This is a genomic window from Nisaea sp. (assembly GCF_017640745.1).
Classification (GTDB): domain Bacteria; phylum Pseudomonadota; class Alphaproteobacteria; order Thalassobaculales; family Thalassobaculaceae; genus Nisaea.
The window spans coordinates 1-21,752 of sequence record NZ_JAEPQA010000016.1 but is presented as its reverse complement, the minus strand read 5'-3'; the positions used below and the strand labels follow the sequence as shown (position 1 = coordinate 21,752).

At 65.2% G+C, this 21,752-nt stretch carries 23 protein-coding genes and 1 tRNA gene; 9 read left to right on the top strand and 15 right to left on the bottom strand.

Going from position 1 to position 21,752, the window contains the following annotated elements; translation table 11 throughout:
- Window positions 1–45 precede the first annotated feature (45 nt).
- Entirely contained in the window at window positions 46–417 is a 372-nt protein-coding gene (locus JJ959_RS12460; protein ID WP_292884090.1) for a hypothetical protein, read from the bottom strand.
- Between the two features lie 182 nt (window positions 418–599).
- Here JJ959_RS12460 and JJ959_RS12455 point away from each other — a divergent pair, with 182 nt between their 5' ends.
- Both JJ959_RS12455 and JJ959_RS12450 read left to right on the top strand, forming a co-directional pair.
- Window positions 600–1,322 carry a Bax inhibitor-1/YccA family protein gene (locus JJ959_RS12455; RefSeq protein ID WP_292884089.1) on the top strand — a complete coding sequence of 241 codons (723 nt, stop codon included), beginning with the start codon at window positions 600–602 and terminating at the stop codon, window positions 1,320–1,322.
- Between the two features lie 177 nt (window positions 1,323–1,499).
- Window positions 1,500–1,952 carry a hypothetical protein gene (locus tag JJ959_RS12450; RefSeq protein ID WP_292884088.1) on the top strand — a complete coding sequence of 151 codons (453 nt, stop codon included), beginning with the start codon at window positions 1,500–1,502 and terminating at the stop codon, window positions 1,950–1,952.
- Here JJ959_RS12450 and JJ959_RS12445 read toward each other — a convergent pair whose 3' ends face one another.
- Window positions 1,953–2,450, bottom strand: coding sequence for a hypothetical protein (locus JJ959_RS12445; protein WP_292884087.1), 498 nt, complete (start codon window positions 2,448–2,450; stop codon window positions 1,953–1,955).
- A 6-nt stretch (window positions 2,451–2,456) separates the two neighbouring features.
- Window positions 2,457–2,813, bottom strand: a complete 357-nt coding sequence (locus JJ959_RS12440; RefSeq protein WP_292884086.1) for a hypothetical protein — start codon at window positions 2,811–2,813, stop codon at window positions 2,457–2,459.
- A 127-nt stretch (window positions 2,814–2,940) separates the two neighbouring features.
- On the opposite strand from JJ959_RS12440, the gene JJ959_RS12435 reads away from it, so the two are divergent.
- Window positions 2,941–3,783, top strand: coding sequence for a hypothetical protein (locus JJ959_RS12435; protein WP_292884085.1), 843 nt, complete (start codon window positions 2,941–2,943; stop codon window positions 3,781–3,783).
- 32 nt (window positions 3,784–3,815) lie between these two features.
- Here JJ959_RS12435 and JJ959_RS12430 read toward each other — a convergent pair.
- The 3 genes from JJ959_RS12430 to JJ959_RS12420 all read right to left on the bottom strand — a co-directional run bounded on the left by JJ959_RS12430 (window position 3,816) and on the right by JJ959_RS12420 (window position 5,770).
- Window positions 3,816–3,891 (bottom strand) — tRNA-Thr (locus JJ959_RS12430).
- A gap of 103 nt (window positions 3,892–3,994) precedes the next feature.
- Window positions 3,995–5,056, bottom strand: a complete 1,062-nt coding sequence (locus JJ959_RS12425) for a hypothetical protein (RefSeq protein ID WP_292884084.1) — start codon at window positions 5,054–5,056, stop codon at window positions 3,995–3,997.
- A gap of 132 nt (window positions 5,057–5,188) precedes the next feature.
- Entirely contained in the window at window positions 5,189–5,770 is a 582-nt protein-coding gene (locus tag JJ959_RS12420; protein WP_292884083.1) for a hypothetical protein, read from the bottom strand.
- Between the two features lie 216 nt (window positions 5,771–5,986).
- Between JJ959_RS12420 and JJ959_RS12415 the strand changes: the two genes are divergently transcribed.
- Window positions 5,987–6,490, top strand: coding sequence for a Fur family transcriptional regulator (locus JJ959_RS12415; protein WP_366817041.1), 504 nt, complete (start codon window positions 5,987–5,989; stop codon window positions 6,488–6,490).
- Between the two features lie 115 nt (window positions 6,491–6,605).
- Window positions 6,606–7,472 carry an NAD(P)-dependent oxidoreductase gene (locus tag JJ959_RS12410; protein ID WP_292884082.1) on the top strand — a complete coding sequence of 289 codons (867 nt, stop codon included), beginning with the start codon at window positions 6,606–6,608 and terminating at the stop codon, window positions 7,470–7,472.
- On the opposite strand, the gene JJ959_RS12405 is transcribed toward JJ959_RS12410, so the two are convergent.
- The 3 genes from JJ959_RS12405 to cobA are packed head-to-tail and all read right to left on the bottom strand — an operon-like array spanning window position 7,473 to window position 10,913.
- Window positions 7,473–8,720: an MFS transporter gene (locus JJ959_RS12405; protein ID WP_292884081.1), complete on the bottom strand. Its 1,248-nt coding sequence runs from the start codon at window positions 8,718–8,720 to the stop codon at window positions 7,473–7,475.
- A gap of 19 nt (window positions 8,721–8,739) precedes the next feature.
- Window positions 8,740–10,074: a cobyrinate a,c-diamide synthase gene (locus tag JJ959_RS12400; RefSeq protein WP_292884080.1), complete on the bottom strand. Its 1,335-nt coding sequence runs from the start codon at window positions 10,072–10,074 to the stop codon at window positions 8,740–8,742.
- Window positions 10,071–10,913, bottom strand: coding sequence for a uroporphyrinogen-III C-methyltransferase (cobA, locus tag JJ959_RS12395; RefSeq protein ID WP_292884079.1), 843 nt, complete (start codon window positions 10,911–10,913; stop codon window positions 10,071–10,073). Before cobA ends, JJ959_RS12400 begins: the two co-directional genes overlap by 4 nt.
- Window positions 10,914–11,064: 151 nt before the next feature.
- Between cobA and JJ959_RS12390 the strand changes: the two genes are divergently transcribed.
- Both JJ959_RS12390 and JJ959_RS12385 read left to right on the top strand, forming a co-directional pair.
- Window positions 11,065–12,156: a cobalt-precorrin-5B (C(1))-methyltransferase gene (locus tag JJ959_RS12390; protein WP_292884077.1), complete on the top strand. Its 1,092-nt coding sequence runs from the start codon at window positions 11,065–11,067 to the stop codon at window positions 12,154–12,156.
- A gap of 3 nt (window positions 12,157–12,159) precedes the next feature.
- Window positions 12,160–12,918, top strand: a complete 759-nt coding sequence (locus JJ959_RS12385; RefSeq protein WP_292884076.1) for a cobalt-precorrin-6A reductase — start codon at window positions 12,160–12,162, stop codon at window positions 12,916–12,918.
- 117 nt (window positions 12,919–13,035) lie between these two features.
- Here the strand turns inward: JJ959_RS12385 and cobM are convergent, their stop codons facing one another.
- Genes cobM through JJ959_RS12355 form a run of 6 tightly spaced genes read right to left on the bottom strand, consistent with a single transcriptional unit; the run spans window position 13,036 to window position 19,312 of the window.
- Entirely contained in the window at window positions 13,036–13,800 is a 765-nt protein-coding gene (gene cobM / locus JJ959_RS12380; RefSeq protein ID WP_292884075.1) for a precorrin-4 C(11)-methyltransferase, read from the bottom strand.
- Complete coding sequence (gene cobJ / locus JJ959_RS12375) at window positions 13,797–15,596, bottom strand: precorrin-3B C(17)-methyltransferase (protein ID WP_292884074.1); 1,800 nt, start codon at window positions 15,594–15,596, stop codon at window positions 13,797–13,799. Before cobJ ends, cobM begins: the two co-directional genes overlap by 4 nt.
- Complete coding sequence (cobI, locus tag JJ959_RS12370) at window positions 15,593–16,312, bottom strand: precorrin-2 C(20)-methyltransferase (RefSeq protein WP_292884072.1); 720 nt, start codon at window positions 16,310–16,312, stop codon at window positions 15,593–15,595. The genes cobJ and cobI overlap by 4 nt, the downstream gene beginning before the upstream one ends.
- A gap of 3 nt (window positions 16,313–16,315) precedes the next feature.
- Window positions 16,316–17,548, bottom strand: coding sequence for a precorrin-6y C5,15-methyltransferase (decarboxylating) subunit CbiE (cbiE, locus tag JJ959_RS12365; protein WP_292884070.1), 1,233 nt, complete (start codon window positions 17,546–17,548; stop codon window positions 16,316–16,318).
- Entirely contained in the window at window positions 17,545–18,198 is a 654-nt protein-coding gene (locus JJ959_RS12360) for a precorrin-8X methylmutase (RefSeq protein ID WP_292884068.1), read from the bottom strand. The genes cbiE and JJ959_RS12360 overlap by 4 nt, the downstream gene beginning before the upstream one ends.
- 10 nt (window positions 18,199–18,208) lie before the next feature.
- Window positions 18,209–19,312: a sirohydrochlorin chelatase gene (locus JJ959_RS12355; protein ID WP_292884067.1), complete on the bottom strand. Its 1,104-nt coding sequence runs from the start codon at window positions 19,310–19,312 to the stop codon at window positions 18,209–18,211.
- Between the two features lie 333 nt (window positions 19,313–19,645).
- On the opposite strand from JJ959_RS12355, the gene JJ959_RS12350 reads away from it, so the two are divergent.
- Entirely contained in the window at window positions 19,646–20,977 is a 1,332-nt protein-coding gene (locus tag JJ959_RS12350; protein WP_292884065.1) for a surface carbohydrate biosynthesis protein, read from the top strand.
- 86 nt (window positions 20,978–21,063) lie between these two features.
- On the top strand, window positions 21,064–21,752 hold a 689-nt coding region (locus JJ959_RS12345; protein ID WP_292884063.1), incomplete at its 3' end, for an NAD(P)-dependent oxidoreductase.

Below are 21,752 nucleotides of genomic sequence, written 5' to 3'. Positions count from 1 at the left end.
TATATCTGTTCCTTTGATGGCCCGTGCTGGCCCGTATAGGACCGTTCAGTCCACAAGATTGTCTTTTACCACATCTCCGCCGGGGGCGCCGTTGTCATCGTTTTCCGGTTTGCCGGTCGTGACGACGCGAAAGCCGAGTTCGTCCTCGGGCGGCAACGTGGTCATCGCGGTCAGCACGCCTTCCTTGCGGGCGTCCAGAAGCAGGCGTCCGAGCGGCTGGAAATGACTGCCGCCGCCCTCGCCGTCGGGCGCATCGATCAGCACGCGGACAGAGCGCGGGGTGCGGAACCGGCTGCGCTCAAGCATGCGCTCGACAGAGGCCGCGGAATGCGGGAGGTCGAGGCCGCGCAGGTCCAGCTCGTACTCCGCGTCGCGGCTGTCGCCGAAGAGCGGTTTCAGGTCTCCATGATCGGCCATCCGGCGCAAAATCCCTTTGTTCGAGCATATTTCTTTCAGATCATTTGGGCGATAATCGCTTCAACTGCAAGGCCGGGGACCCGGTATCGAAAATCGTACCGGATTCAGTTGAAAACACAGGGGCCGTTCCTTATTTCTGCTCTGACGCATTTTTTTGACCTTCGGCTCGTTGGGAGTGAGAGATGGACTTGCAACGCAAACACATGACAGCCGCCGAGGCGGAGGCCGCCCAGATCGACGTCGGCCTGCGCAACTACATGCTCGGCGTCTACAACCACATGACGATCGGCCTCGCGCTGACCGGCTTCTTCGCGCTCGGCACCAAGATGCTGGCGATGAGCTCCCCGGCCTTCGCGCAGCTGATCTTCGCCTCACCGCTGAAATGGGTGATCATGCTGGCCCCGCTCGGCATGGTGTTCTTTCTGGCTGCACGTGTGCAGTCCATGTCGGCCTCCGCGGCACGGACGACCTTCTTCATCTATGCCGGCGTGATGGGCCTCAGCCTTGCCAGCATCTTCTTCGTCTTCACCGGCGAAAGCATCGTGCGCGTGTTCTTCATCACCGCCGCCGCCTTCGCGGGCCTCAGCCTTTACGGCTACACCACGAAGAAGAGCCTCTCCGGCATGGGCTCGTTCCTGTTCATGGGGCTGATCGGCATCCTGATCGCCAGCGTTGTGAACATCTTCATGGCCTCGACCATGCTGCAGTTCATCATCTCGGTCGGCGGCGTGCTGGTCTTCGCGGGTCTGACCGCTTACGACACTCAGAACATCAAAAACATGTATCTGGAGTCAGACGGCCACGAGGTTGCGACCAAGAAGTCGGTCATGGGCGCCCTGCAGCTCTATCTCGACTTCATCAACATGTTCATGTTCATGCTGCAGCTGTTCGGCAATCGCGAATAGCCCTGAGGGCAGACAGCATTCGGAAAAGGCCGCGCCGGGCAACCGGCGCGGCCTTTTCTTTTCCTCGGCATTTCACGGAAAAAGCGTTAACCCCTCCTAAAGACTAATTTATATATAAATTCTTGCGGCTGGACGTCCGGCCGCGAGCGCATAGGTTGAGTTGAAGGCGCGCAAGCGATGGCGGTTCAGACACTTTACGAGGTGCACACCCTCAAGGGCGGTAGCTGGGCGGTCGATTCGACCTATCCGGACCGCGACGGCGCGATCGAGGTCGCGAAGTCCCTGCACGGCGAAAAGCAGTTCCAGGCCGTGAAGGTCGTCAAGGACACCTACGATCCGGCCACCGGTCAGGGCAAGGAGATCGTAGTGTTCGACACCACGTCCAAAGTGGGCCGCGACAAGCCGGCCCCGGCGGCTGCCGAAGCTCCGGCACCGACGCCTCCGGGCGCCGCGGCCGTCCTCAATCCCGCTCCCGCTGCAAAGAAACGACCTCACAAGGGCACGAACACCAAGAGCGATTACGCAATGGCGATCAAGGTTACGCTGTTGCTGGTGCTGATTCTTGGAGGCGGGCTCGGCGCGATCTTCCTGCTGCACAATGCGGGCGGGTTCTTCCAGAAGATGTTCTGATCAGGGCCAGCGCCTGTTGATCCGCTGCATGCCAATGGCCGTGAAATGCTCGTCGAAATCGGTCGGCGGGCCGGCGATGTCGTGAATCAGCCTGACCAGTCCGTAGCGGATTACCGGAATCTCCATGCCGGTCTCGCTCCATTCCGGCGGCAGAGGCAGCAGGCAGCGGTTGCGGCCGACATTCACCACGATGTCCCGGAAGGCGAGGCGGCCTTCCCAGTAGCAGTCGAGCAGGTGCGTGCGCGCATTCTCGCCCGCGTAGGGGTTCGGCGCGGGAATGTGATAATTGGCGGTTTCCACCATGCCGAAACCGAGCGTGATGCGGATATCCTTCTTCAAGGTGAGGTGCAGCTTGTGCTGATCGGCGGCGAGGCCGATTTCCTCGCCCTTCGCGTTCCTCCTTGTGACGAGGCGGTGGCGATAGGTCGGACGCAGGATCGGGGTCCAGTCGCCGATCTCGCTGTCGGAGATCCGTTTGACGAGTTCCCGAAGATCCATGGCCGCTCAGCCTTCCAGGCGCGTATCTGACGGATCGCGCAGCGGCCATTCGGGAAGTTCCCGTCCGGTCGCTTCCTTGATGACCTGCCGGGCATTGTCGAGGATCATCCGGGCGCGCGTCTTGAGCCTTTCCGAGCCGAGGATCGCTTCGGCAATCTCGGGCTGCGAGACCAGCAGCATGACCTCGTCGAGGCATTCGCTCAGATCCGCGGCGGCGGCGATGATCTGCGCATTCCCCTGGCGTTCGGTTGCTTCGCCGCTCCAGCTGATCGTGCCGATCTGAGCCGGCGCCGCACCGCGCGCGTAGGACCAGAGCTCGCCACTCTGGTTCATGCGCCAGGGGCCGGGCGTGTATTTCGGCATGTCGGACCTCCCGCGTCTCTCGCTGCCGCTCCGCGCGCTACCCTGTCCCGCATTACACACGGGATTCTCAAGACGCCACGGCTCTGCTACGATACTACAAGATATTGTAGGTCCTTCGAGGCTCTTTATGAAATTCTCCCAAATCTGCTTCGCTTTTCTGCTGCTGCTGCCGCTTGGCGGATGTGGCCTCAGCGACCTTTTCGGGAGCGGAACGGAAGAGATGAAGGTCCGCTCCCTGGTCCGTGACGAACTGGACCGGGCCGAGATCGAGCGCGGGCCGCGCCGCCGGCAATATATCGACGACCGGGTGGCGGAAACCATCAAGTCCCAGGATACCGGCGCCGCGCGGCTGACCGAGGTCGAGACCCAGCTTGGCCAGCTGCAGACCGAACTCAGCATCGTGACGCGCCGGATCGAGAAGCGGATCGACCTCGGGGAGTCGGCCGGTTCGGACGGCCGCGCCGCTGTTCCGGCGGCCGGAGTGGACGTCGCCGAGTTGGACCGGATGCGGGACGATATCGACGCCGCGCTGCGCGCCGTCAGCAAGCTCAACGCGGATATGGAGAACCGCGAGGCCCAGGACAGCGCGCGCTTCGAGCGTCTCGAACTCAGGACCAGCCGGCTTGCCTGGCCGGAAGGTGGCGGAGCCCGGGGGCTGCATCTTGCGTCCTACAAGTCCCACGATGCCGCTCTGGCCGGCTGGGAAGTCATGCGTACGCAATATCCCGATCTGCTCTCCGGCCGGGAGCCGACGATGGTGGAGGTGGAGACGGTGGCCGGTCTTTTCGTTCGCCTTATGGTCGGCGTCGGAGAGTCGAAAGAGTGGCTGACCGAAGTCCGGAACCGTATTCGCGAACAGGGCGAATACGCGATGATCATGCCGGTACCGGGCCGCGCGGCCGGTCCGGCGGCGGACGATGACGGAATCATTGTCCCGGAAGCGCCGAAGAAGCTGCTCCCCGGTTCGTGAAACCGGCTTGATCCTGGAGGAATTTCGGGAAGTGGTGCCGCAGAAGGGACTCGAACCCCCGACCCCATCATTACGAATGACGTGCTCTACCAACTGAGCTACTGCGGCATACCCTGCGCGGGAACGGCTACTTAAGACGTCCCGGCGCACGGTGCAAGGAGAAAATCGGCGCTTCCCCCGCTCTCCCGAAGCGCCGGCGAAACGGTCTCCGTCAGTTATGGAAGCGAATGGCGATCCGGCGCTCCGTTTCCGCGAGCGTGTTCAGGCCGGGAAGAATTTCGGATTCGAGGAATTCCAGCCGTCGCTGATGGCCGCCGCCGCGGGTGCTGAAACGCTCGGTCCAGAGATTGAACTTCACCACGAGACCGCAGAGAACGCTGCCGGTCGCCGCGTGCTGTTCGGTGATCTGGGACCTGAGGCAACGGAAGGACTCGGCCGTCGGGTTCTCCCAGAACTCGGTCGAACTCTGGTCGAAATAGGTGAAGCGCTGGCGCACGGACTCCACGATCTCCTGCAGGGACTGGAGGCCCTGGGCGACGCGGATCTGCAGAGAAGCGTTGTCGCGGGCGATCGGGGAGCGGAGGAATTCCTCGGTCCACGGCCGGAACAGCCGGATCCGCTTTTCGGATTCCGTGAGGCAGCTGCGGAAATATGAGAAGCCGAGGAAGGTGTCGCCGTAATTCTCGAGAAAACGCGGGATGGCCCCGACCGTGGTTTCGAGATCGGCCGCGAGCCGCTCCAGCTCCTTCAGGACGGTGTCGCGATCCGGATTGCGCAGATACTCGACGAGATTGCCGTAGCTCTCAAGCTGCCCGCCGTCCTTCGCGAAAAGGCGCCGGATGATCGGCCGTGTGTACTGTTTCATGAACTGGGTGAGTTCGCGGTATTTCTCCGGCGAAAGCTTCAGCGCGTCGTAGTGCTCGAACCCGATATCGAGCTCCCGAAGCGCGACGCGCAGGGTATAGACATCATAGCTGCCGATCGCGGCGAGGCGCTTCAGCATGGCGATGTCGCTCAGCAATTCGGGATCGCTCGAGTTGAAATGGCCGGGCAGGGAGTCCGGCCGGACCTGCCCGCTGCCGGATCCGCCGTCGTTGAACAGTTCGACCACGCTGTTCAGCTGGGCATTCTTGATCAGGGAATGCCGTTTCAGTGCCTGGGTCTTCAGGGGCAGCAGACCGAGGGGCAGCCGGTGAAGGCTGTCCATTTCGGTGGTGTCGATTGTCAGACCGACGGGACCGAACTCGGCGGCGCCGACCTGGAGCGGGGACATTTCCATGCCTCCAAATCAGCAAGATCGGTGCCGGTACAAGGACTCGACGCGAGTCCAAAGACTTAGTGCCTGTTGTTGAAATGAAATCTCGATTGAGCCTGGTCGAATTCTTCGGGTCTTGTCCGAATCTGCCTAGCAGGAGGCAATAGATTCCGCCCCGAACGCGATTCGGCAAAACCAGGCTCTCGGTGAGGATGTACGCTCTCGGCGCAAGTCGTCGATGAATTGCGGGACGGATGCCACCTCCTCTCCCGGCATTTCCTCTCCACATGCCGTCATCGGCCAGATCCCGACCAGGAGGTCGCGGGCCGTCCCGCCGCCGATCGAGAGCGGCAGGATCATGCTGAAATAGCGCGGCCTGTGGCCCGATGGGTTCTCGATGGCGTCGAAACGGGCCTCAGGCTGACGGGTCTCCGCGACCGCGCGCATCCGCCGGAACAGGTCGGCACGCCGGTTTCCCGTTTCCTTCTGCGCCATCGCGGTGGCTCCGCGGCGGAAGGTGTTGGAAAGTTCACTCACCCTTTCCCCCACGAGGTCGTACTGGAACCCGTCCGGAAGCGCCTTCAGCAGAGCGAGGTGGGGAAGCAGGGGAGCGCCCAGCGCCAACGGGTCGAGTGCCTGGCGCGGCTTGTCCTCCGGCATCTCCGACCAAACACCATAGAGTCTGCAGATCTGATCCCTGTTCACCAGCAGTTGTGATCTTTCTGATGTCACGATATGCCTCCCGAACCTGGAATTGCATTTTCATACAATACCACCGAAATGCGATTCGTTTGACTCCCGAAACAGTCGCGATCTCCGGCGCGGTCCGGACGGCCCGGACGACGGGCTATGCGCCGTCCGAGTGGAAAGCTGGTTTGTCTTGTCAAAGGTGCTGTTATATTCTCCCAATCCGAAGATGGTCCCGACAGAACGGAGCGTTGTCAGGGAATGGCTGAAGCCAGCATGGAATCGAGGGTTGCCGCCCTGTGCCTCGAAAAAGGGCTGAAAATGACGGAGCCGCGGCGCGTCATTGCGCGCGTGCTGTCGGAAGCGGAAGACCATCCCGACGTTGAATCGCTGCATGAGCGGGTACGGGAAATCGACCGCTCGATCTCGATCGCCACGGTCTACCGGACCATGAAGCTGTTCGAGGAAGCCAATATCGTCACCAAGCGCGATTTCGGCGACGGCCGCGCGCGCTATGAAGAGGTGAATGGTGAGGAAGATCACCACCACCACATGATCGACGTGACCACAGGCGACGTGATCGAGTTCTACAACGAGGAACTCGAGGCGCTGAAGGACTACATCGCTCGCGAACTCGGCTTCGAACTGGTCGATCATCATCTCGAACTGTTCGGCGTGCCGCTGAAGAAGGCTGAAGCCAAGGCGGCGCCGAAATACAAGCCGAAGGCCAAGACCAAGATCATCAGCGGCAAGCCGCCCGTCTGATCTTTTTCTGTCCGTTCCCGTAAGTTTCACTCTGCCGTTCGCCGCCATTTCCTCCGCTGCGCGGGGCGCGCTACCATTTGCCGAAGAAAAAGAACCGGCAAATGGGAGGGGACTGATGCGTATCGGATATCTCGGGGTCGGCGCCATGGGGCTGCCGATGTCCGGAAAGCTGCTCGACGCCGGGCACGAACTCTGGGTCTTCGACGTGCGGGCGGAAGCGATGCAGCCTCTGCTGGAGCGTCAGGCAAGGCGTGCCGCCTCGCCGAAGGACCTCGCCGACAATTGCGAGATCGTGGTCGTCTCGCTGCCGACGCTCGGCATCTTCCGGAACGCGCTGAATGGAAAGGACGGTCTGCTGGCCGGTTCCGCGATCCGCACTCTGGTCAATACCTGTACCGTCGGCGGCCCGTTCGTCGAGGAGGTGGAGCGGGCCTGCTCTGGTAAAGAGGTCACGCTCGTCGATGCGCCGATCAGCGGCGGGCCGGCGGGTGCGCGGGCGGGAACGCTCTCCGTCATGGTCTCCGGCGATCCCGAAACCACCGAAGCGCTGAAGCCGGTGTTCGAGGCCTGGGGCAAGACCGTGGTGATAGCCGGCGACCGGCCGGGCATCGCGCAGGTCATGAAACTCACGAACAACATCGTCTTCGCGACCGCGCTGGTCGCCACGGTCGAGGCCATGGCGATGGCCGAGAAGGGCGGCGTCAAACCCGAGGACATGCTCCGGATCCTGAACAACGGAACCGGCCGCAGCTTTGCGAGCATGAGCGTCTTTCCGGATTTCCTCCTGGCCGAGGGCGCCAGTTTCGGCGCGGCCGTCGATATTTTGATGAAGGATGTCGATCTCGCCATCGAGCAGGGCGAGGCGCTGGGCATTCCGATGTGGGTCTGCCAGACGGCGCGCCAGGTCTTCAAGCACGGCGTCTTCAGGGGCTACGGCCCGCGCGACCTGTCGGAGATCCGCGCGATGGTCCTCGAGGCCTGATCAGGCCGCGGCGGGTTCGGACAGGAGCGCGACCGAACGGTAGCGGATCAGCCAGGTCAGACAGAGCAGGTTCACGATGTTGAAGCTGACGCCGACCACGAAAGCGAGCGGGTAGTAGCCGGTCAGGTCGAAGATCCAGCCGCCGAGGAAGCCGCCTGTCGCCATGCCGACGGTGCCGAAGAAGAACACCACGCCCATGCGCCAGCCGACCTCGCCGTGCGGGTGCATCTCGCGCGTCGCGAGGGCATAGGCCGGCACGATGCCCCCGAAGACCAAGCCGAAGAGGGCGGAGACGAGGTAGAGGCCGGTCAGGCTGTCGACCACGGCGAAGAGCGAGAGCGCGAGCGCCTGCAACGCGGCGCCGATGAAGATCGTCTGCAACCCGCCGATCCGGTCGGAGAGGAAGCCGAAGCCGAGCCGGCTGACAGCGCTGCAGGCAAGCAGCAGGGAGAGCATCTCGGCGCCCCGCGCCGCCTCGAAACCGAGATCGGTGCAATAGGCGACGATATGGACCATCGGCATCGCCATGGCGACGCAGCAGCCGACGATTGCGAGGGAGAGGAAGGCGAGCGGCATCTGCCGCATGGCGGTGGATTGCCGGACCGGCGCACTGGCGCCGAGGCCCGCCGGCTTCGGCTGTTCTGGCGGCGGGCGGCGCAGGATCAGCACCAGGGGCAGCATGACGCAGACCGAAAGCGCGCCATAGGCGAACCAGGTCTGGCGCCAGCCGGCTTGCTCGATGCCGTAATTGAAGATCTGCGGCCAGATCGCGCCGGCGAGGGCCTGTCCGCTGGCGACGATGGAGACCGCGATGCCGCGCCGCCGGTCGAACCAGCGTGTCGTGTTCGTCAGCAACGGGGCAAAGGCGGCGGAAGTGCCGAGAAAGCCGATCACCGGCCCGCAGAGCAGGAGCAGCACCCACTCGTTCGCGGCAAAGCTGGCGGCCATGACGCCGCTCCCCGCCACGACCGCGCCGAGCAGGACCGGCTTTCCGAGTCCCGCCCGGTCGGCCCAGAGCCCCATGACGATGCCGCCGAGGCCGGTGCCGAGCAGCAGCAGGGAATAGGCGAGCGACGGCACCCAGCGCGGCCAGCCGAAACCCGCCGCGATCGGTTTCAGGCTGACGACCAGCAGGTAGGAGGGCCCGAAGGCGACCATGATATAGGCAAGCGAGGCGGCGACGATGATCCAGCCCTGGCGGGTTTCGATCGAGCCCGGATGGAGGCTTTGGTCGCTGGTCCCGGACATGGTGCGTTCCCGCTATGGGTCAGGTACCCGAACGGTCGATCAGGTGCAGAAAGGATCCGAAGACGGATCCGCTGCAGCCGCCGATCGTCCCGAGCTCCGCGCCAGAGGCATCGGAGATCCGGAAGAGCTGCGTTCCGGCAACGGAACCGACATCGCAAGCATAGTGGAATTCATGCCCGCGCCAAACGCTTCCGGCAGGGCCGAGCGGAGTGGCGGCGAGCGCTTCGGCGACACGGTAGCCGAGATGGCGTTTCGGCGCGGCGAAGCTGGTTGCGTGTGGCAGAAGGGCGAGCATCGGATGCGCCTTGCCGTCGGCGTCGGTCAGGCTCTCGCCCAGCACCATATAGCCGCCGCACTCGCCGTAGATCGCGGCGCCTGATCCGGCCAACTGCCGAACCGCCTTCAGGAAGGTTCCAGCCGACGCAATGCGCCCGGCATGGAGTTCCGGGTAGCCGCCGGGCAAGTAGACCGCGTCGGCATCCTTCGCCGGCGCTTCGTCTGCGAGGGGCGAGAAGAAGGAGAGGTCCGCTCCTGCCTTCCGCCAGTCGTCGAGGACATGCGGATAGGTGAAGGCAAAGGCCGCGTCCCGGGCGACGGCGATGCGCTGACCGAGGGGCGGCAACGGCGCCGCCGCCGCGCTTCCGTTCGTGGCCGTGCTGCCCGCGCGGGCCGCGGCGATGATCGCCTTGATGTCGAGCTCCGCGTCCATCTTGTCCGCGGCCTGATCGAGGAAGGCTTCGAGGTCGGGATGCTCGCCTGCCTGGACGAGGCCGAGATGACGGCTCGGGCGTTCGATCGCCTTGTCCGCGCGGACGGCACCGAGCACCGGATGGCCGTTGTTCAGCAGGGCCCGCCGGAGCATTTCCTCGTGACGGGCACTGCCGACCCTGTTGAGGATGACGCCGGCGAGCGTGATTTCCGGGTCGAAGTTCGCGAAACCGGCGACGAGGGCTGCGATCGACTGCGCCTGGCGCGCTGCGTCCACGACGAGGACGACCGGCCAGCCGGTGCGCCGCGCGATGCTGGCCGTCGAGCCGTCGCCGAAGGGATCGTGTTCCTCGCCGAGATTGGCCCCGTCGAAGAGGCCCATGACGCCCTCCGCCACGACCAGGTTGGCATCTGACGGACGGGCGGCGGCAAGCGTTTCCGGGCGCATCGCCCAGCTGTCGAGATTGGGGCAGGGGCGCCCGGTCGCGGCGGCATGGAAGGCAGGATCGATATAGTCCGGACCGATCTTGGCGCTTGCGACATCGATGCCGCGGCGCCTGAGCGCGCGCAAGAGGCCGAGGGTGATCGTGGTCTTGCCGCTGCCCGAGGCAGGCGCGGCGACGATCAGGCCGGTCGGCGTGCTCATCCGGTCTGTTCGCTGTCGCCCCGTCCGAGGCCGAGCGGATCCGCGTCCAGCTCGCGGCCGTCCTCGGCGCCGAGCCAGTCGAGCCCGGCGCGCAGGCGGACGATCTCGCCGATCGCGACGATGGCCGGCGGTTTTACCTTATGGGCGTCGATATCGGCGGCGGCCCTACCGAGTGTCGTCTCCAGCACGCTCATTTCCGGCAGCGAGGCGTTGGTGACCACGGCGACCGGTTCCTCCGGCGAACGGCCGGCGGCGATCAGCTTCTCCGCGATCGCGCCGATATGCTTGATCGCCATGTAGAGGACGAGCGCCGGGCTGCCCTTGGCGACCGCTTCCCAGTCGACGCCGGTCACATTCCCGGTCGCGTCGTGGCCGGTGATCATGGTCACGGCATGGTTTGTGTCCCGGTGGGTGAGCGGGATTCCGGCGAAGGCGAGGCCGCCGATCCCGGCGGTGATGCCGGGGCAGATCCGGAACGGCACGCCGGCCTGGACGAGGGAAAGCGCTTCCTCGCCGCCGCGTCCGAAGACGAACGGGTCGCCACCCTTCAGCCGCAGCACCCGCTTGCCCTGGCGGGCGAGCTGGATCAGGCGGAGCGTGATGTCGGCCTGTTTCGGCGAGGGCTTGCCGCCGCGTTTTCCCGCGTACTCGCGCGGAGTCGCGTCCGGCGCGAGCGCGAGGATATCGTCGCCGACCAGCGCGTCATAGACGATCACATCTGCCGCCTGTAGGGCGGCATGCGCCTGCAGCGTCAGCAGTCCGGCATGGCCGGGGCCGGCGCCCACCAGCCAGACGCTTCCGGGCGCGAAATCGGCGGCGAAATCAGTCAACTTGCTCATCTCTCAAACCTACCCCCGCACTTTCCCCAATACCAGCGCGGTAACGTCCCCATCCTTGCCGCGGAACTTTGTCCGCTCTGCCGTGCGGGCGTCCTCTTGCCGCGCGAATTCGACATGGATGGCGGCGCCCGGACGGTCTAAGACATTTCCCATGGCAAGGAAACCGGACGGACCTCTGAGGCGCGGCTGGACCACGGGCGCCTGCGCGACGGCGGCGACGAAGGCGGCCTATACGGCGCTGCTGACGGGTGCGTTTCCCGACCCTGTCTCCATCACGCTTCCGAAGGGCGAGCAACCGTCCTTCGCGCTCTCTCGCGAATCGCTTTCGGATGGCGCCGCGACAGCCGCCATTGTGAAGGATGCGGGCGACGATCCCGACGTCACCCACCTCGCCACCATCTCCGTAACCGTTCGACCCGGCGCGAAGGGGAGCGGCGTGACCTTCCGCGCGGGCGAAGGGGTCGGTACGGTGACCAAAGCGGGCCTGCCGATCCCGCCGGGCGAGCCCGCGATCAATCCGGTCCCGCGCGACCTGATGCGCGGCGTCGTGGCGGAGGTCGCGGCGGCGCATGACGGTTCCGGCGACGTCGAAATCGAGATCTCCGTTCCCGGCGGGGAGGCGCTGGCACGCAAGACCTGGAACCCCCGCCTCGGCATTGTCGGCGGGCTCTCGATCCTCGGCACGACGGGCGTGGTCGTGCCGTTCTCCTGCTCGGCCTGGATCCATTCCATCCATCGCGGCATCGACGTTGCGCGGGCAGAGGGCTTTCCGCTGATCGCCGCCTGCACCGGCTCGACCTCGGAGGCGGCGGTGGCCAAGCGGCACGGGTTGCCGGAAACCGCCTTCATCGACATGGGCGATTTCGCCGGCGGCATGCTGAAATATCTCCGCCGCCATCCGGTGCCGAAACTGATCATCGGCGGCGGCTTCGCCAAGCTGGCGAAGCTGGCCGAGGGTCACATGGACCTGCATTCCGGCCGCAGCCAGATCGACATGGACTGGCTCGCCGCCCGGCTCGGCGAGGTCGGAGGGGCCGAGAGCCAGGTGCGGGCGGCACGGGAGGCGAATACCGGACTCGAAGTGCTGAACATCGCGAAGGCAGCGAATCTGCTGCTGGGTGACCGGATCGCGACGCTGGCACGGGAGGAGGCACTGCAGGTGCTGGACGGCGCCGGGACGGAGGTCATCGTCGAGGTGTTCGACCGCGAGGGCACCCTCGTCGGCAGCGCGGGCGAGGTCTGAGGTATGGCGCGCCTGCTCGTTCTCGGCGGGACCGAACTTGCGAACAGTTTTGTCGCGGCTGTGCGGGAGGCCCATCCGGATCTCGAAATCATCCTTTCGCTCGCCGGACGCACGCGCGACCCGAAGCTTCCGGACTGCGAGGTCCGGACGGGCGGTTTCGGTGGCGCCGAGGGGCTGGCGGAGTATTTGAAGACGGAGGGCATCTCCGCACTGGTCGATGCAACCCACCCCTACGCGGCGCGGATCTCCGCCAACGCGGCCGAAGCGGCTAAGGCTGCGTTGGTGCCCTGCCTGCATCTGATCCGGCCGGAATGGAACCGGGAGCCGGGCGACAACTGGCATATGGCGGCGGACAACGAGGCTGCGGCAGACATTCTGGACGAGCTTTCCTCGAACGCGCCTCTGACCGTGTTTCTCTCCATCGGCCGCCAGGACCTCGCGTCCTATTTCTTGCTTTGGAACTGCGCCTTCGTCGTGCGCTCCGTGGAGCCGCCGCCTGAGGAAGACCTGCCTCCGGACGCGAAACTGGTGCTCGCGCGCGGGCCGTTCGGCGAGGCGGACGAACTGGCGTTCCTCAGCGAAAACGCGGTCGACATCCTGGTCTCGAAGAACAGCGGCGGGAGTGCCACCTACGGCAAGATTGCCGCCGCCCGCAGGCTCCGTATCCCGGTGGTGATGGTGGAACGTTCGGCGCTTCCGTCAGGCGAGGTGGTCGGGACGGTGGTGGATGCGGTCGATTGGGTTGCGGCCCAACTTCGGTAATCGTCATCCAAAGATAGTCTTCATCCCGGCGAAAGCCGGGACCTCAGGCGGACAGGCGCTCTACGTTCAAAAGGTCCCGGCTTTCGCCGGGATGACGATTAAAAATTGGAAGCAGGCTCAGACCTTCGCTTCCGGCCGCAGCACATGCGTATGGGCGGCGTCGTAGAGCGCGCTGTCGCGGAAATCCTCCTCGCTGAGGACGCGGCCGACGAGGATGAGGGCGGTCCGGGTGATCTTCGCGTCCCGCACCTTGCCCCGGATATCCGAGAGCGTGCCGCGGATCACCTGCTGGTCCGGCCAGCTCGCGCGGTAGATCACCGCGACGGGGCAATCGGCGCCGTAATGCGGGGTGAGCGCGCGCTCGATATAGCGCAAATTGCGGATCGAGAGATGGATCGCGAGGGTCGCCTTCGAGCGACCGAGTTCCTCCAGCTCCTCGCCCTCGGGCATCGCGCTCGACTGCATCGTGGTGCGGGTGAGGATGATGGTCTGGCTGATCTCCGGCAGGGTCAGCTCGGTCTGCAGGGCCGCCGCCGCGGCGGTATAGGCGGGCACGCCCGGAATGATCTCGAACGGGATTCCCACAGCGCGCAGGCGGCGGATCTGTTCGGCGATGGCGCCGTAGAGCGAGGGATCGCCCGAATGCACCCGGGCGATATCCTCGCCGCGGCCGTGCGCCGCCTCGATCTCCGCCATGATCTCGTCCAGCGTCATCGGCGCGGTGTCGATCACTTTCGCACCCGCCGGCGCATGGGCGACGACCGCCTCCGGCACCAGCGAGCCGGCATAGAGGCAGGCGGGGCAGCGCGCGATCAGGTCGCGGCCCTTGATCGTCAGCAGGTCCGGATCGCCGGGTCCGGCGCCGATGAAATAGACCGTCATTCCGCCGCCTCGTCTTTCTTCTGATCCGCCCTGATGGAGGTGCCCGCCTTTCCGGCATAGCCGCGCGGGGTATAGACATGTTTGCCGTCGTAGCGGGTCTCGGACGAGCCCACCATAACCAGCGTCATCATGTCGACCTGGTCGACCGAGAGGTCCTGCAGCGTGGTCACCGTCACCGTCTCGTCCGGCCGGCCGAGCGAGCGGCCGAGGATCACCGGCGTCTCCGGCGGGCGGTGCTGCAGCAGTACCTCGCGCGCATGGGCCAGCTGGGTGCGGCGTCGCATCGAGACCGGGTTGTAGAAGGAGATTACGAAATCGCCCTCGGCGGCGGCCTTCACGCGAGTCTGGATGGCGTCCCAGGGGGTCAGCAGGTCGGAAAGCGAGATGGTGCAGAAATCGTGGCCGAGCGGGGCGCCGATGCGGGCGGCGCAGGCCTGCAAAGCGGAGATGCCTGGGGTGACGAAGACCTCCAGTCGCGCCCAGTCCTTGCGCCCGGCCTTGTCGAGCAGCTCGTAGACCAGCGTCGCCATGGCATAGATGCCGATATCGCCGGAGGAGACGAGGGCGACGGACCTGCCTTCCGCCGCGAGGTCGAGCGCGTAGGCGGCGCGCTTCTCCTCCTCGCCGAGGGCGAAATCGTGCCGCTGCTTGCCTGCCGCAAGCGGGCCGAGCAGGTCGATATAGAGTCCGTAGCCGACGATCACCTCGGCCGCGCGGATGGCGGCGGAGGCTTCCGGCGTGCGCCAGTCGGCGGCCCCCGGTCCGATGCCGACGAGAGCGAGACGGCCACGCGCGGTACCGGATGCTGTTACGTCAATGATGGCAGGCGCCTCGGCGATGGCGCAGGTCGCACGTTTCGATTTCCGCTTCGGCACGGTCAGCGCCGCGCCCGGCCCGGCCGCGGCGAGCGCCGCGCCCTCACTGACGCCGTGGCAGCCGACCTCCTTGAAGACGATTTCGGACGGCGTGGCGAGACGCGGGGTTTCCTCCTCCAGCCGCGCGGCGTCGTAGAAGCGGACAGGACGCCCGAGATGTGCGCCGAGGGCGTGCACCGCTGCCTCGTCCATCTTCACGTCGATGGAGAAGATGCCGGCGACGGCGTCCGGCGCGAGACCGGCCTCCGCGAGTGTTTCGTCGACCAGTTGGATCAGCTCTTCCGGTGCCGCGTCGCGCTCGCAGCCGACGCCAATGGCGAGGCGCTCGGGATGGTAGGTCAGGGTGCCGGAAGCGAGATCCGCGCGCCGGATCGACGCGGCGAGTTTCAGCTCTGCCGTGTCGTCCCGCTTCAGATCGCTTGCCGCAAGCCAGTCGAGCGCCGGGTCGATTGCGGCGGCCTCCCCGCGGAGCAAGGCGGCGGCAGCGCTCTTGTAGTCGCTCCCCGGCGCGAGATGCCAGCCTGCGGGCGGGGCGTCGAGGGCAATCCCGAGTGCTAGGTCGCTTGCCGTGGTGATCGCCGCGACGGCGCCAAGCGTCTTCGCTGCCTCACGGGCCAGATCGTTGGCGCCGCGATGGCCGCCGAGCAGCGGGATCACGGCCGATCCGTCCTCGGCGATGGCGAGAACGGGCGGCTCGGAGGTCTTGTCGGCGATCAGCGGCGCCAGAATGCGGATCAGCGCCCCTGCAGCCCCGACGAAAAGGATCGGCTCGCCCGCGGCGAAGAGGCCGCGCATATGCTCCGCCACATCGCTGAAGACCCGGTTCGCCGGCGCCGAGCGGGCGTGCAGCTCTTGCCCGAGGCTCTCCGCGAGCTTTCTCCCGGTGGCGAGGCCCGAGGGGGAGAGGACGACAACGCTCATAGCTCACTTCCTTCGAGAAAGGCTTCGCCGCGCTTGTGCAGGAGGATCATGGAGAAATAGGGCACGGTTTCGGGATCGACCTGGTCGAGGGCGAGGCAGCGCTGGTTCTGCATCGTCGCGTGCTCGATGTAGCGGGCCTCGTCGGCGTGGCCGAGCTCCGTCAGTAGCGCGTGGATGCGCTTAAAGTGGCGGCCGATCTTCATGATCACGATCCCGTCCGCAAGCTCGATCCGGCGGCGCAGCTCAGCATCGTCAAGCGGAGCGGGGAGCACGGTCAGCACGTCGTTGCGCGAGACCAGCGGGGCGCCGAGCGCGGCGGCGGACGCCATCGGCGAGGAGATGCCCGGCACGACCTCCACCGGATGGTCTTTCGCCAGCCGCTCGTAGAGATACATGAAGGAGCCGTAGAAGAACGGATCGCCCTCGCAGAGCACGACCACGTTCCGTCCTGCCTTGAGCGCGGCCCTGATCCGGAGCGCCGCTTCGTCATAGACCTTCGCCGCGGGGAACCGGGAGGCGACCATCGGCATGCGGATGGCGTATTCCTCCAGCCCGAGCGGGATATGCGGCGCAGCGATTTTCCGTGCGAGGCTCTGGCCCACTTCCGGTGCCGGATAGCAGACGAGGTCCGCCGCCTGCAGCCGTTTCACGGCCTTGAGAGTGATGAGGTCGGGGTCGCCCGGCCCGACGCCGATGCCGGTCAGAAATCCGCCCATGATCTAGCCCGTTCCTCCCGGACCCGGCTTGCGGCAGATCCATTGCGTGACCGGCATCAGTGGGCGCCAGCCGTGATAGGGGCCGACCGGCTCGAGCCGCGATACGGCGATCCGGATCAATTCTCCGCCAAGCATGGAGCGGGCTTCCGTCAGTTCGGCCTCGCCTTCGAGCGTGACCACGTTGGCGACCAGACGGCCGCCGGGTCGCAGCGCATTCCAGCAGATCTCCAGCAGTCCGGGCGCGGTGATGCCGCCGCCGAGGAAGACGGCATCCGGTTCTTCCAGCCCGTCGAGCGCGTCCGGCGCCTGGCCTTCGACGATCCTGAGGAGCGGCGTGCCGAGGGTTTCGGCATTGCGGCGGATCCGCGCGACCCGCTCCGCTTTCGGCTCGATCGCGATGGCGCGGGCCTGAGTGTCCGAACGCATCCATTCGATACCGATCGAGCCGGACCCGGCGCCGACGTCCCAGAGCAGCTGGCCCGGCCCAGGACGCAGCGCGGCCAGGGTCGTAGCGCGGATTTCGCGCTTGGTGAGCTGGCCGTCATTTTCGAAGAACGCGTCGTCGAGGCCCGGCGTGGCGCCGAGGGCGACCGGGCGGTCCGGCGTGGAAAGCTGTACCGCGACGGTGTTGAAATCCGCCCCCGGTGCATGCGTCCAGTTTTCGGCAAGTCCGTCCAGCCGGGCTTCCTTCGGCCCGCCCATATGCTCGAACACGGTGATCGCACTCTTGCCGAAGCCGGCGCCGGTGAGGAAGGCAGCAACCTGTCCCGGCGTCTCCCGTCCCTCGCTCAGCAGGATCAGCTTCGCGCCGGGCTGCAGGGCGGCGGCGAGCAGGGAGAGAGGGCGGCCGTGGACGGTGAGGGTCCGCACCTCCGCCAAGGGCCATCCGAGCCGGGCGGCGGCGAGAGAGAAGGCAGACGGGGTCGGGATGACGACCATTTCGTCGGCCGCTATCACCTTCGCGAAGGTCGCGCCGATGCCGTAGTGCATCGGATCGCCGGTCGCGAGCACGGCGACTTTCCGGCCGCGCAGCTCTTGGAGTCGGTCGAGGAAGCTTGGCAGCGGCGAGGGCCATTCGATCCGTTCGCGCCCGTCTACCGGCAGCATGGCGAGATGGCGCGCGCCGCCGATCAGGATCTCGGCGCCGTCCAGAAGCTCGCGGGCGGACCGGGACAGCCCTTCCAGCCCGTCTTCGCCGATCCCGATGATGCGGAGCCAGGGCGCCTCGATGCTCATGTCGCTGCGTCCTTGCCGGCGAGGATGGCGAGCGCATTCACAGCTGCCGATGCCATGGCACTGCCGCCGCGCCGGCCCGGAAGCGTCAGAAAGGGCGGAAGGCCCCCCGTTCCGGCGAGAGCCGCCTTCGACTCGGCCGCACCGACGAAACCGACCGGAAATCCGAGGATCACCGCCGGGCGCGGGCCGCCGTCGAGAATCAGCTCGATCAGCCGGAAGAGCGCCGTCGGCGCGTTGCCGATGGCGATCACAGCACCGTCGAGTTTTTCCCGCCAGAGCCCGACCTGGGCGGCAGAGAGGGTCGTCGCCTCCTCCTTCGCGAGCGCCCGGAGATGGGGATCGCGGATCAGGCAGACCACTTCGTTCTGCGTCGGTAACAGGCGGGGAGTGATGCCATGCGCGACCATGGCGGCATCGCAGATCACCGGCGCGCCGAGGGCCAAGGCTGCCCCTCCGGCGGCGACCGCGCCCTCGCTGAAGATCAGGTCCGGCGCGATTTCCGGCATGCCCGAGGCATGAACCAGCCGCACCGCCACCTCGGCCTCGGCGGGATCGAAGCGCGTGAGATCGGTTTCCGCGCGCACGATCTCGAAGGACTGCCGGTAGATGGCATCCGGATCTTTCTCGTAGGAGAAGACGGGCGCGGACATGCGGCGGGACTCAGTTTTCGGTCAGTGTGCGCGGGCCGAGCGGATGGTCCGCATGCGGGTACGGGTGGTGGTGATGGTCGTGCCCGTTGTCATGTTCGTGCCCGTGGTCGTGGGAATGGCCGTGCCCGTGACTATGGCTGTGATGGTGGTGTCCGTCGCCATGATGATGGTGATGATGCCCGTGATCATGATGGTGATCGTGGTCATGGCCGTGTCCGCCACCGGTCCCGATGCCCTCGACGTGATGGTGGTGGCTTTCCTGCGGCAGACCGACCTCGTCCTCGAAGCCGAGCACCTGCTGGCGGTACTTGCACATCTGGCAGTTCATGTTGCCGGTGCCCTCGTCGATCTCGCGGATCCGGTCGAGGAAGGTCTCGATCACCAGCGGATGGTCGTTGAGATAGGGCGCCTTGACGAACTCGATCTCCGGATGGCGCGCCGCGACCTTGTCGACATAGTCGTAGATCCGCGTGACCAGGATCCCGGTGAAGAGGAAATAGGGGAAGACGACGATGCGCTTGTAGCCGAGTTTGGCGGCATGCTCGAGCGCCGGTTCGACCAGCGGAAAAGTGACGCCGGAATAGGCGGTCTCGCCCCAGCCGAAGCCCATGCCCTCCCAGAGCATCCGCATGACCTTGGCGACGTTCGAATTGGCGTCCGGATCGGAGGCGCCGCGCCCGACCACGACGAGCATGGTCTCGTGCCGGGAGACGCCGTCGCCGGCCGCCTTCAGCGCTTCCTCGATGCGCTCGCCGGCGGCGCGGATCATCTTCAGATCGATGCCGAGCTCGCGTCCGTAGCGGATCGTCACGCCCTCGGCGCCGGCCGCGTAGGTGTTCAGCACGGACGGGATGTCGTTCTTGGCATGCCCCGCGGCGAACAGCATGCCCGGAACCGCGAGCACGTCGGTGACCCCGCGCTCGCGCAGCGCGTCCAGGCCGTTGCGGATGATCGGGGTGGCGAATTCGAGATAGCCGTAGTCGACCGGCATGTCCGGCAGCTTTTCCTTGATCCGGACCGCAAGTTTCGCGAACTCGTCGACGGCTGCCTGATCGCGGCTGCCGTGCCCGCAAATCATCACGCCCTGTTTCCCGCTGGAAGTCTCGTTGGTCATGCTCATCTCATCCCCACCGCCGCGCGCACGGGGACGCGGAGAAGATGTCTCCGCCCACGAGCCGCCGCGGATATCCTTTTTCATGGATCTATCCGCCCCCGGTTGCACTCCGGGGCGCCCGTCACGTCAGTGTCCCGGGCCGCTCCGTTCTGGATAGAGGGTTCAGCCAGGCCGGGCAAGCGCGGAAGGGGCGGAAACTGTTCTGCAAGCGGCGCGTCGGACACGACAGCGGACTGCTTGGTCCCGAACGTGGAGCCAAGTTGCGACTTCTTGCCGTCAGACCGGCTGCCCGTCTATTAATCGCACTGTCTTCCACCCATGCGATCGGCGATTATGCGCTACAAACGTCTTTACCTCCCGATCGAGGAGGTAGCCCGCGAACTGAACGCACGGCTTTCTCTTGTGCTGCGTGCCGTTGCAAGCGGATATGCGGTTGTAATCGGCGACCAGTGGTCGATGGTTCGAAACCTTGACAAGCTTCTGCCGGGCGCGGTGTTCCTCAAGGGCAGCAATCAGATCCAGACGAATTGGGCGAAGCACGCGAAGGATTGCGGGCACCGCGTTGTGGCGATCGACGAAGAAGTCACGGCCATGTCAGACAAGAGATTCGTTTTGCAGGGTGTGACATCTGAATTCCTCGGGAATTTGGATCGATTCTTCCTCCAGGGCCGCAATCAGCACCGGATCTTTCTGGATGCATTTCCCGGGCATGCGGAGCGGTTTGCGGTGACGGGAAATCCCCGTTTCGATCTCTTGTCGCCCGCTATGACCAGAGCTTTCGAAGGAGATGTCGCGCGGATTCGCGAAGAGTTCGGTCGCTACATTCTCGTCAATACGAATTTCGGTGCGGGGAATACCGGCCACGGCAGTCGGGAACGGTTCATCGAGATCTGCGAGCGGGTCGGATACGCGCGATGGGACAATCCGGATGATCGGGCGTGGTTCGAGGCAACTTTCGACTTCGAAGAAACTAATCTGGTGCATTTCGGGGAGATGGTCCGGGCGCTCAGGGACCGGTTTCCGGATCATCAGATCGTCTTGCGTCCGCATCCGTCGGAGGATCACACGTTCTGGCGACGAAGCCTGGCCAGCGAAGATCGGGTTCATGTCATGTTTGCGGGGACGGTTGTTCCCTGGTTGCTCGGAGCCGACATACTAATTCACAACACCTGCACTACAGGTACAGAGGCCATGGTCCTTGGTGTGCCGGTTGCAGCTTATGCGCCTTACACGAACTGGATCGAGAGCATCTTTCTATCGAACCTCGTGACCCCCGTTTATCGTGATCTGGAGGGACTCTTTGGGGCGGTCCAATCGGCGATCGACGACCGTGGGGGGGCCGTATCGGCGATTCGCGATGCCTTCGGCGAGAGCTTGGCCGATCATATCTCCCTAAACGGCGAATGCGGAGCGACCGAAGCCATCATGGCGGAAATCGAGGGTTTGGAGCTGACGCCGTTCGAAGGTCATCTGTTTCGGAATAAAGATGCCAGGCTAGTGCTGGTCGCCCTGGACGAATACCGCAAGAATAAGATGGACTTGACGCGTGAGACCTTGATCCAGAGCCTGCAGAACATCTCTCGGGGCCTCGGTGCGGCGGCGGCGGTCCGGGTCCAGAAACTCTCGGAGTCCATGCTCGCTGTCTTCCCGCCGCCAGCTGGTTAGCGGAAATGCGCGCGGGATGGAAAAATTCTCCATAGCCGGGCATGATCCCGATCCAAATGCTGGATGTTTCTGAAGGAGAAAGTTTCGTGTCACGACGTTTCAACAAGGTCCTGATCACGGGTGGGGCGGGGTATGTTGGCAGCCTTCTGATCCCGCAGCTTCTGGACCTCGGCTACGAGATCGTGTCCTACGATATCCAGTTCTTCGGTGACGACTTTCTGCCGAAAGACCATCCGAAGCTGACCTCGATCAAGGGCGACATCCGGGATACGGCGGCGCTGAAGCAGGCCTTGCAAGGCTGCGATGCGGTGATCAACCTCGCCTGCATCTCGAACGACGCCAGTTTCGAGCTCGACGAGTCGCTGAGCGAGACGATCAATTTCGACGCCTTCGAGCCGATGGTGATCGCGGCCAAGGAAGCGGGCGTGAAGCGCTTCATCTACGCGTCCTCCTCCTCGGTCTACGGCGTCTCCGACCAACCGGACGTGAAGGAGGATCACCCGCTCCTGCCGCTGACGCTCTACAACAAGTTCAAGGGCATGTGCGAGCCTCTGCTGTTCAAGCACCAGTCGCCGGACTTCGTCTGCGTGACGATCCGCCCGGCGACGGTCTGCGGCTACGGCCCGCGCCAGCGCCTGGACCTCTCGGTCAACATCCTGACCAACCACGCGATCAACAACGGCAAGATCACCGTCTTCGGCGGAGAGCAGCTGCGCCCGAACCTGCACATCCAGGACATGTGCAATCTCTACAAGCTGCTGCTCGAGGTCGAGGA

Coding starts and splice junctions, on each gene's coding strand:
- JJ959_RS12460 (WP_292884090.1), bottom strand. CDS start 417: ATGGCCGATCATGGAGACCTGAAACCGCTCTTCGGCGACAGCCGCGAC.
- JJ959_RS12455 (WP_292884089.1), top strand. CDS start 600: ATGGACTTGCAACGCAAACACATGACAGCCGCCGAGGCGGAGGCCGCC.
- JJ959_RS12450 (WP_292884088.1), top strand. CDS start 1,500: ATGGCGGTTCAGACACTTTACGAGGTGCACACCCTCAAGGGCGGTAGC.
- JJ959_RS12445 (WP_292884087.1), bottom strand. CDS start 2,450: ATGGATCTTCGGGAACTCGTCAAACGGATCTCCGACAGCGAGATCGGC.
- JJ959_RS12440 (WP_292884086.1), bottom strand. CDS start 2,813: ATGCCGAAATACACGCCCGGCCCCTGGCGCATGAACCAGAGTGGCGAG.
- JJ959_RS12435 (WP_292884085.1), top strand. CDS start 2,941: ATGAAATTCTCCCAAATCTGCTTCGCTTTTCTGCTGCTGCTGCCGCTT.
- JJ959_RS12425 (WP_292884084.1), bottom strand. CDS start 5,056: ATGTCCCCGCTCCAGGTCGGCGCCGCCGAGTTCGGTCCCGTCGGTCTG.
- JJ959_RS12415 (WP_366817041.1), top strand. CDS start 5,987: ATGGCTGAAGCCAGCATGGAATCGAGGGTTGCCGCCCTGTGCCTCGAA.
- JJ959_RS12410 (WP_292884082.1), top strand. CDS start 6,606: ATGCGTATCGGATATCTCGGGGTCGGCGCCATGGGGCTGCCGATGTCC.
- JJ959_RS12405 (WP_292884081.1), bottom strand. CDS start 8,720: ATGTCCGGGACCAGCGACCAAAGCCTCCATCCGGGCTCGATCGAAACC.
- JJ959_RS12400 (WP_292884080.1), bottom strand. CDS start 10,074: ATGAGCACGCCGACCGGCCTGATCGTCGCCGCGCCTGCCTCGGGCAGC.
- cobA (WP_292884079.1), bottom strand. CDS start 10,913: ATGAGCAAGTTGACTGATTTCGCCGCCGATTTCGCGCCCGGAAGCGTC.
- JJ959_RS12390 (WP_292884077.1), top strand. CDS start 11,065: ATGGCAAGGAAACCGGACGGACCTCTGAGGCGCGGCTGGACCACGGGC.
- JJ959_RS12385 (WP_292884076.1), top strand. CDS start 12,160: ATGGCGCGCCTGCTCGTTCTCGGCGGGACCGAACTTGCGAACAGTTTT.
- cobM (WP_292884075.1), bottom strand. CDS start 13,800: ATGACGGTCTATTTCATCGGCGCCGGACCCGGCGATCCGGACCTGCTG.
- cobJ (WP_292884074.1), bottom strand. CDS start 15,596: ATGAGCGTTGTCGTCCTCTCCCCCTCGGGCCTCGCCACCGGGAGAAAG.
- cobI (WP_292884072.1), bottom strand. CDS start 16,312: ATGGGCGGATTTCTGACCGGCATCGGCGTCGGGCCGGGCGACCCCGAC.
- cbiE (WP_292884070.1), bottom strand. CDS start 17,548: ATGAGCATCGAGGCGCCCTGGCTCCGCATCATCGGGATCGGCGAAGAC.
- JJ959_RS12360 (WP_292884068.1), bottom strand. CDS start 18,198: ATGTCCGCGCCCGTCTTCTCCTACGAGAAAGATCCGGATGCCATCTAC.
- JJ959_RS12355 (WP_292884067.1), bottom strand. CDS start 19,312: ATGACCAACGAGACTTCCAGCGGGAAACAGGGCGTGATGATTTGCGGG.
- JJ959_RS12350 (WP_292884065.1), top strand. CDS start 19,646: ATGCGCTACAAACGTCTTTACCTCCCGATCGAGGAGGTAGCCCGCGAA.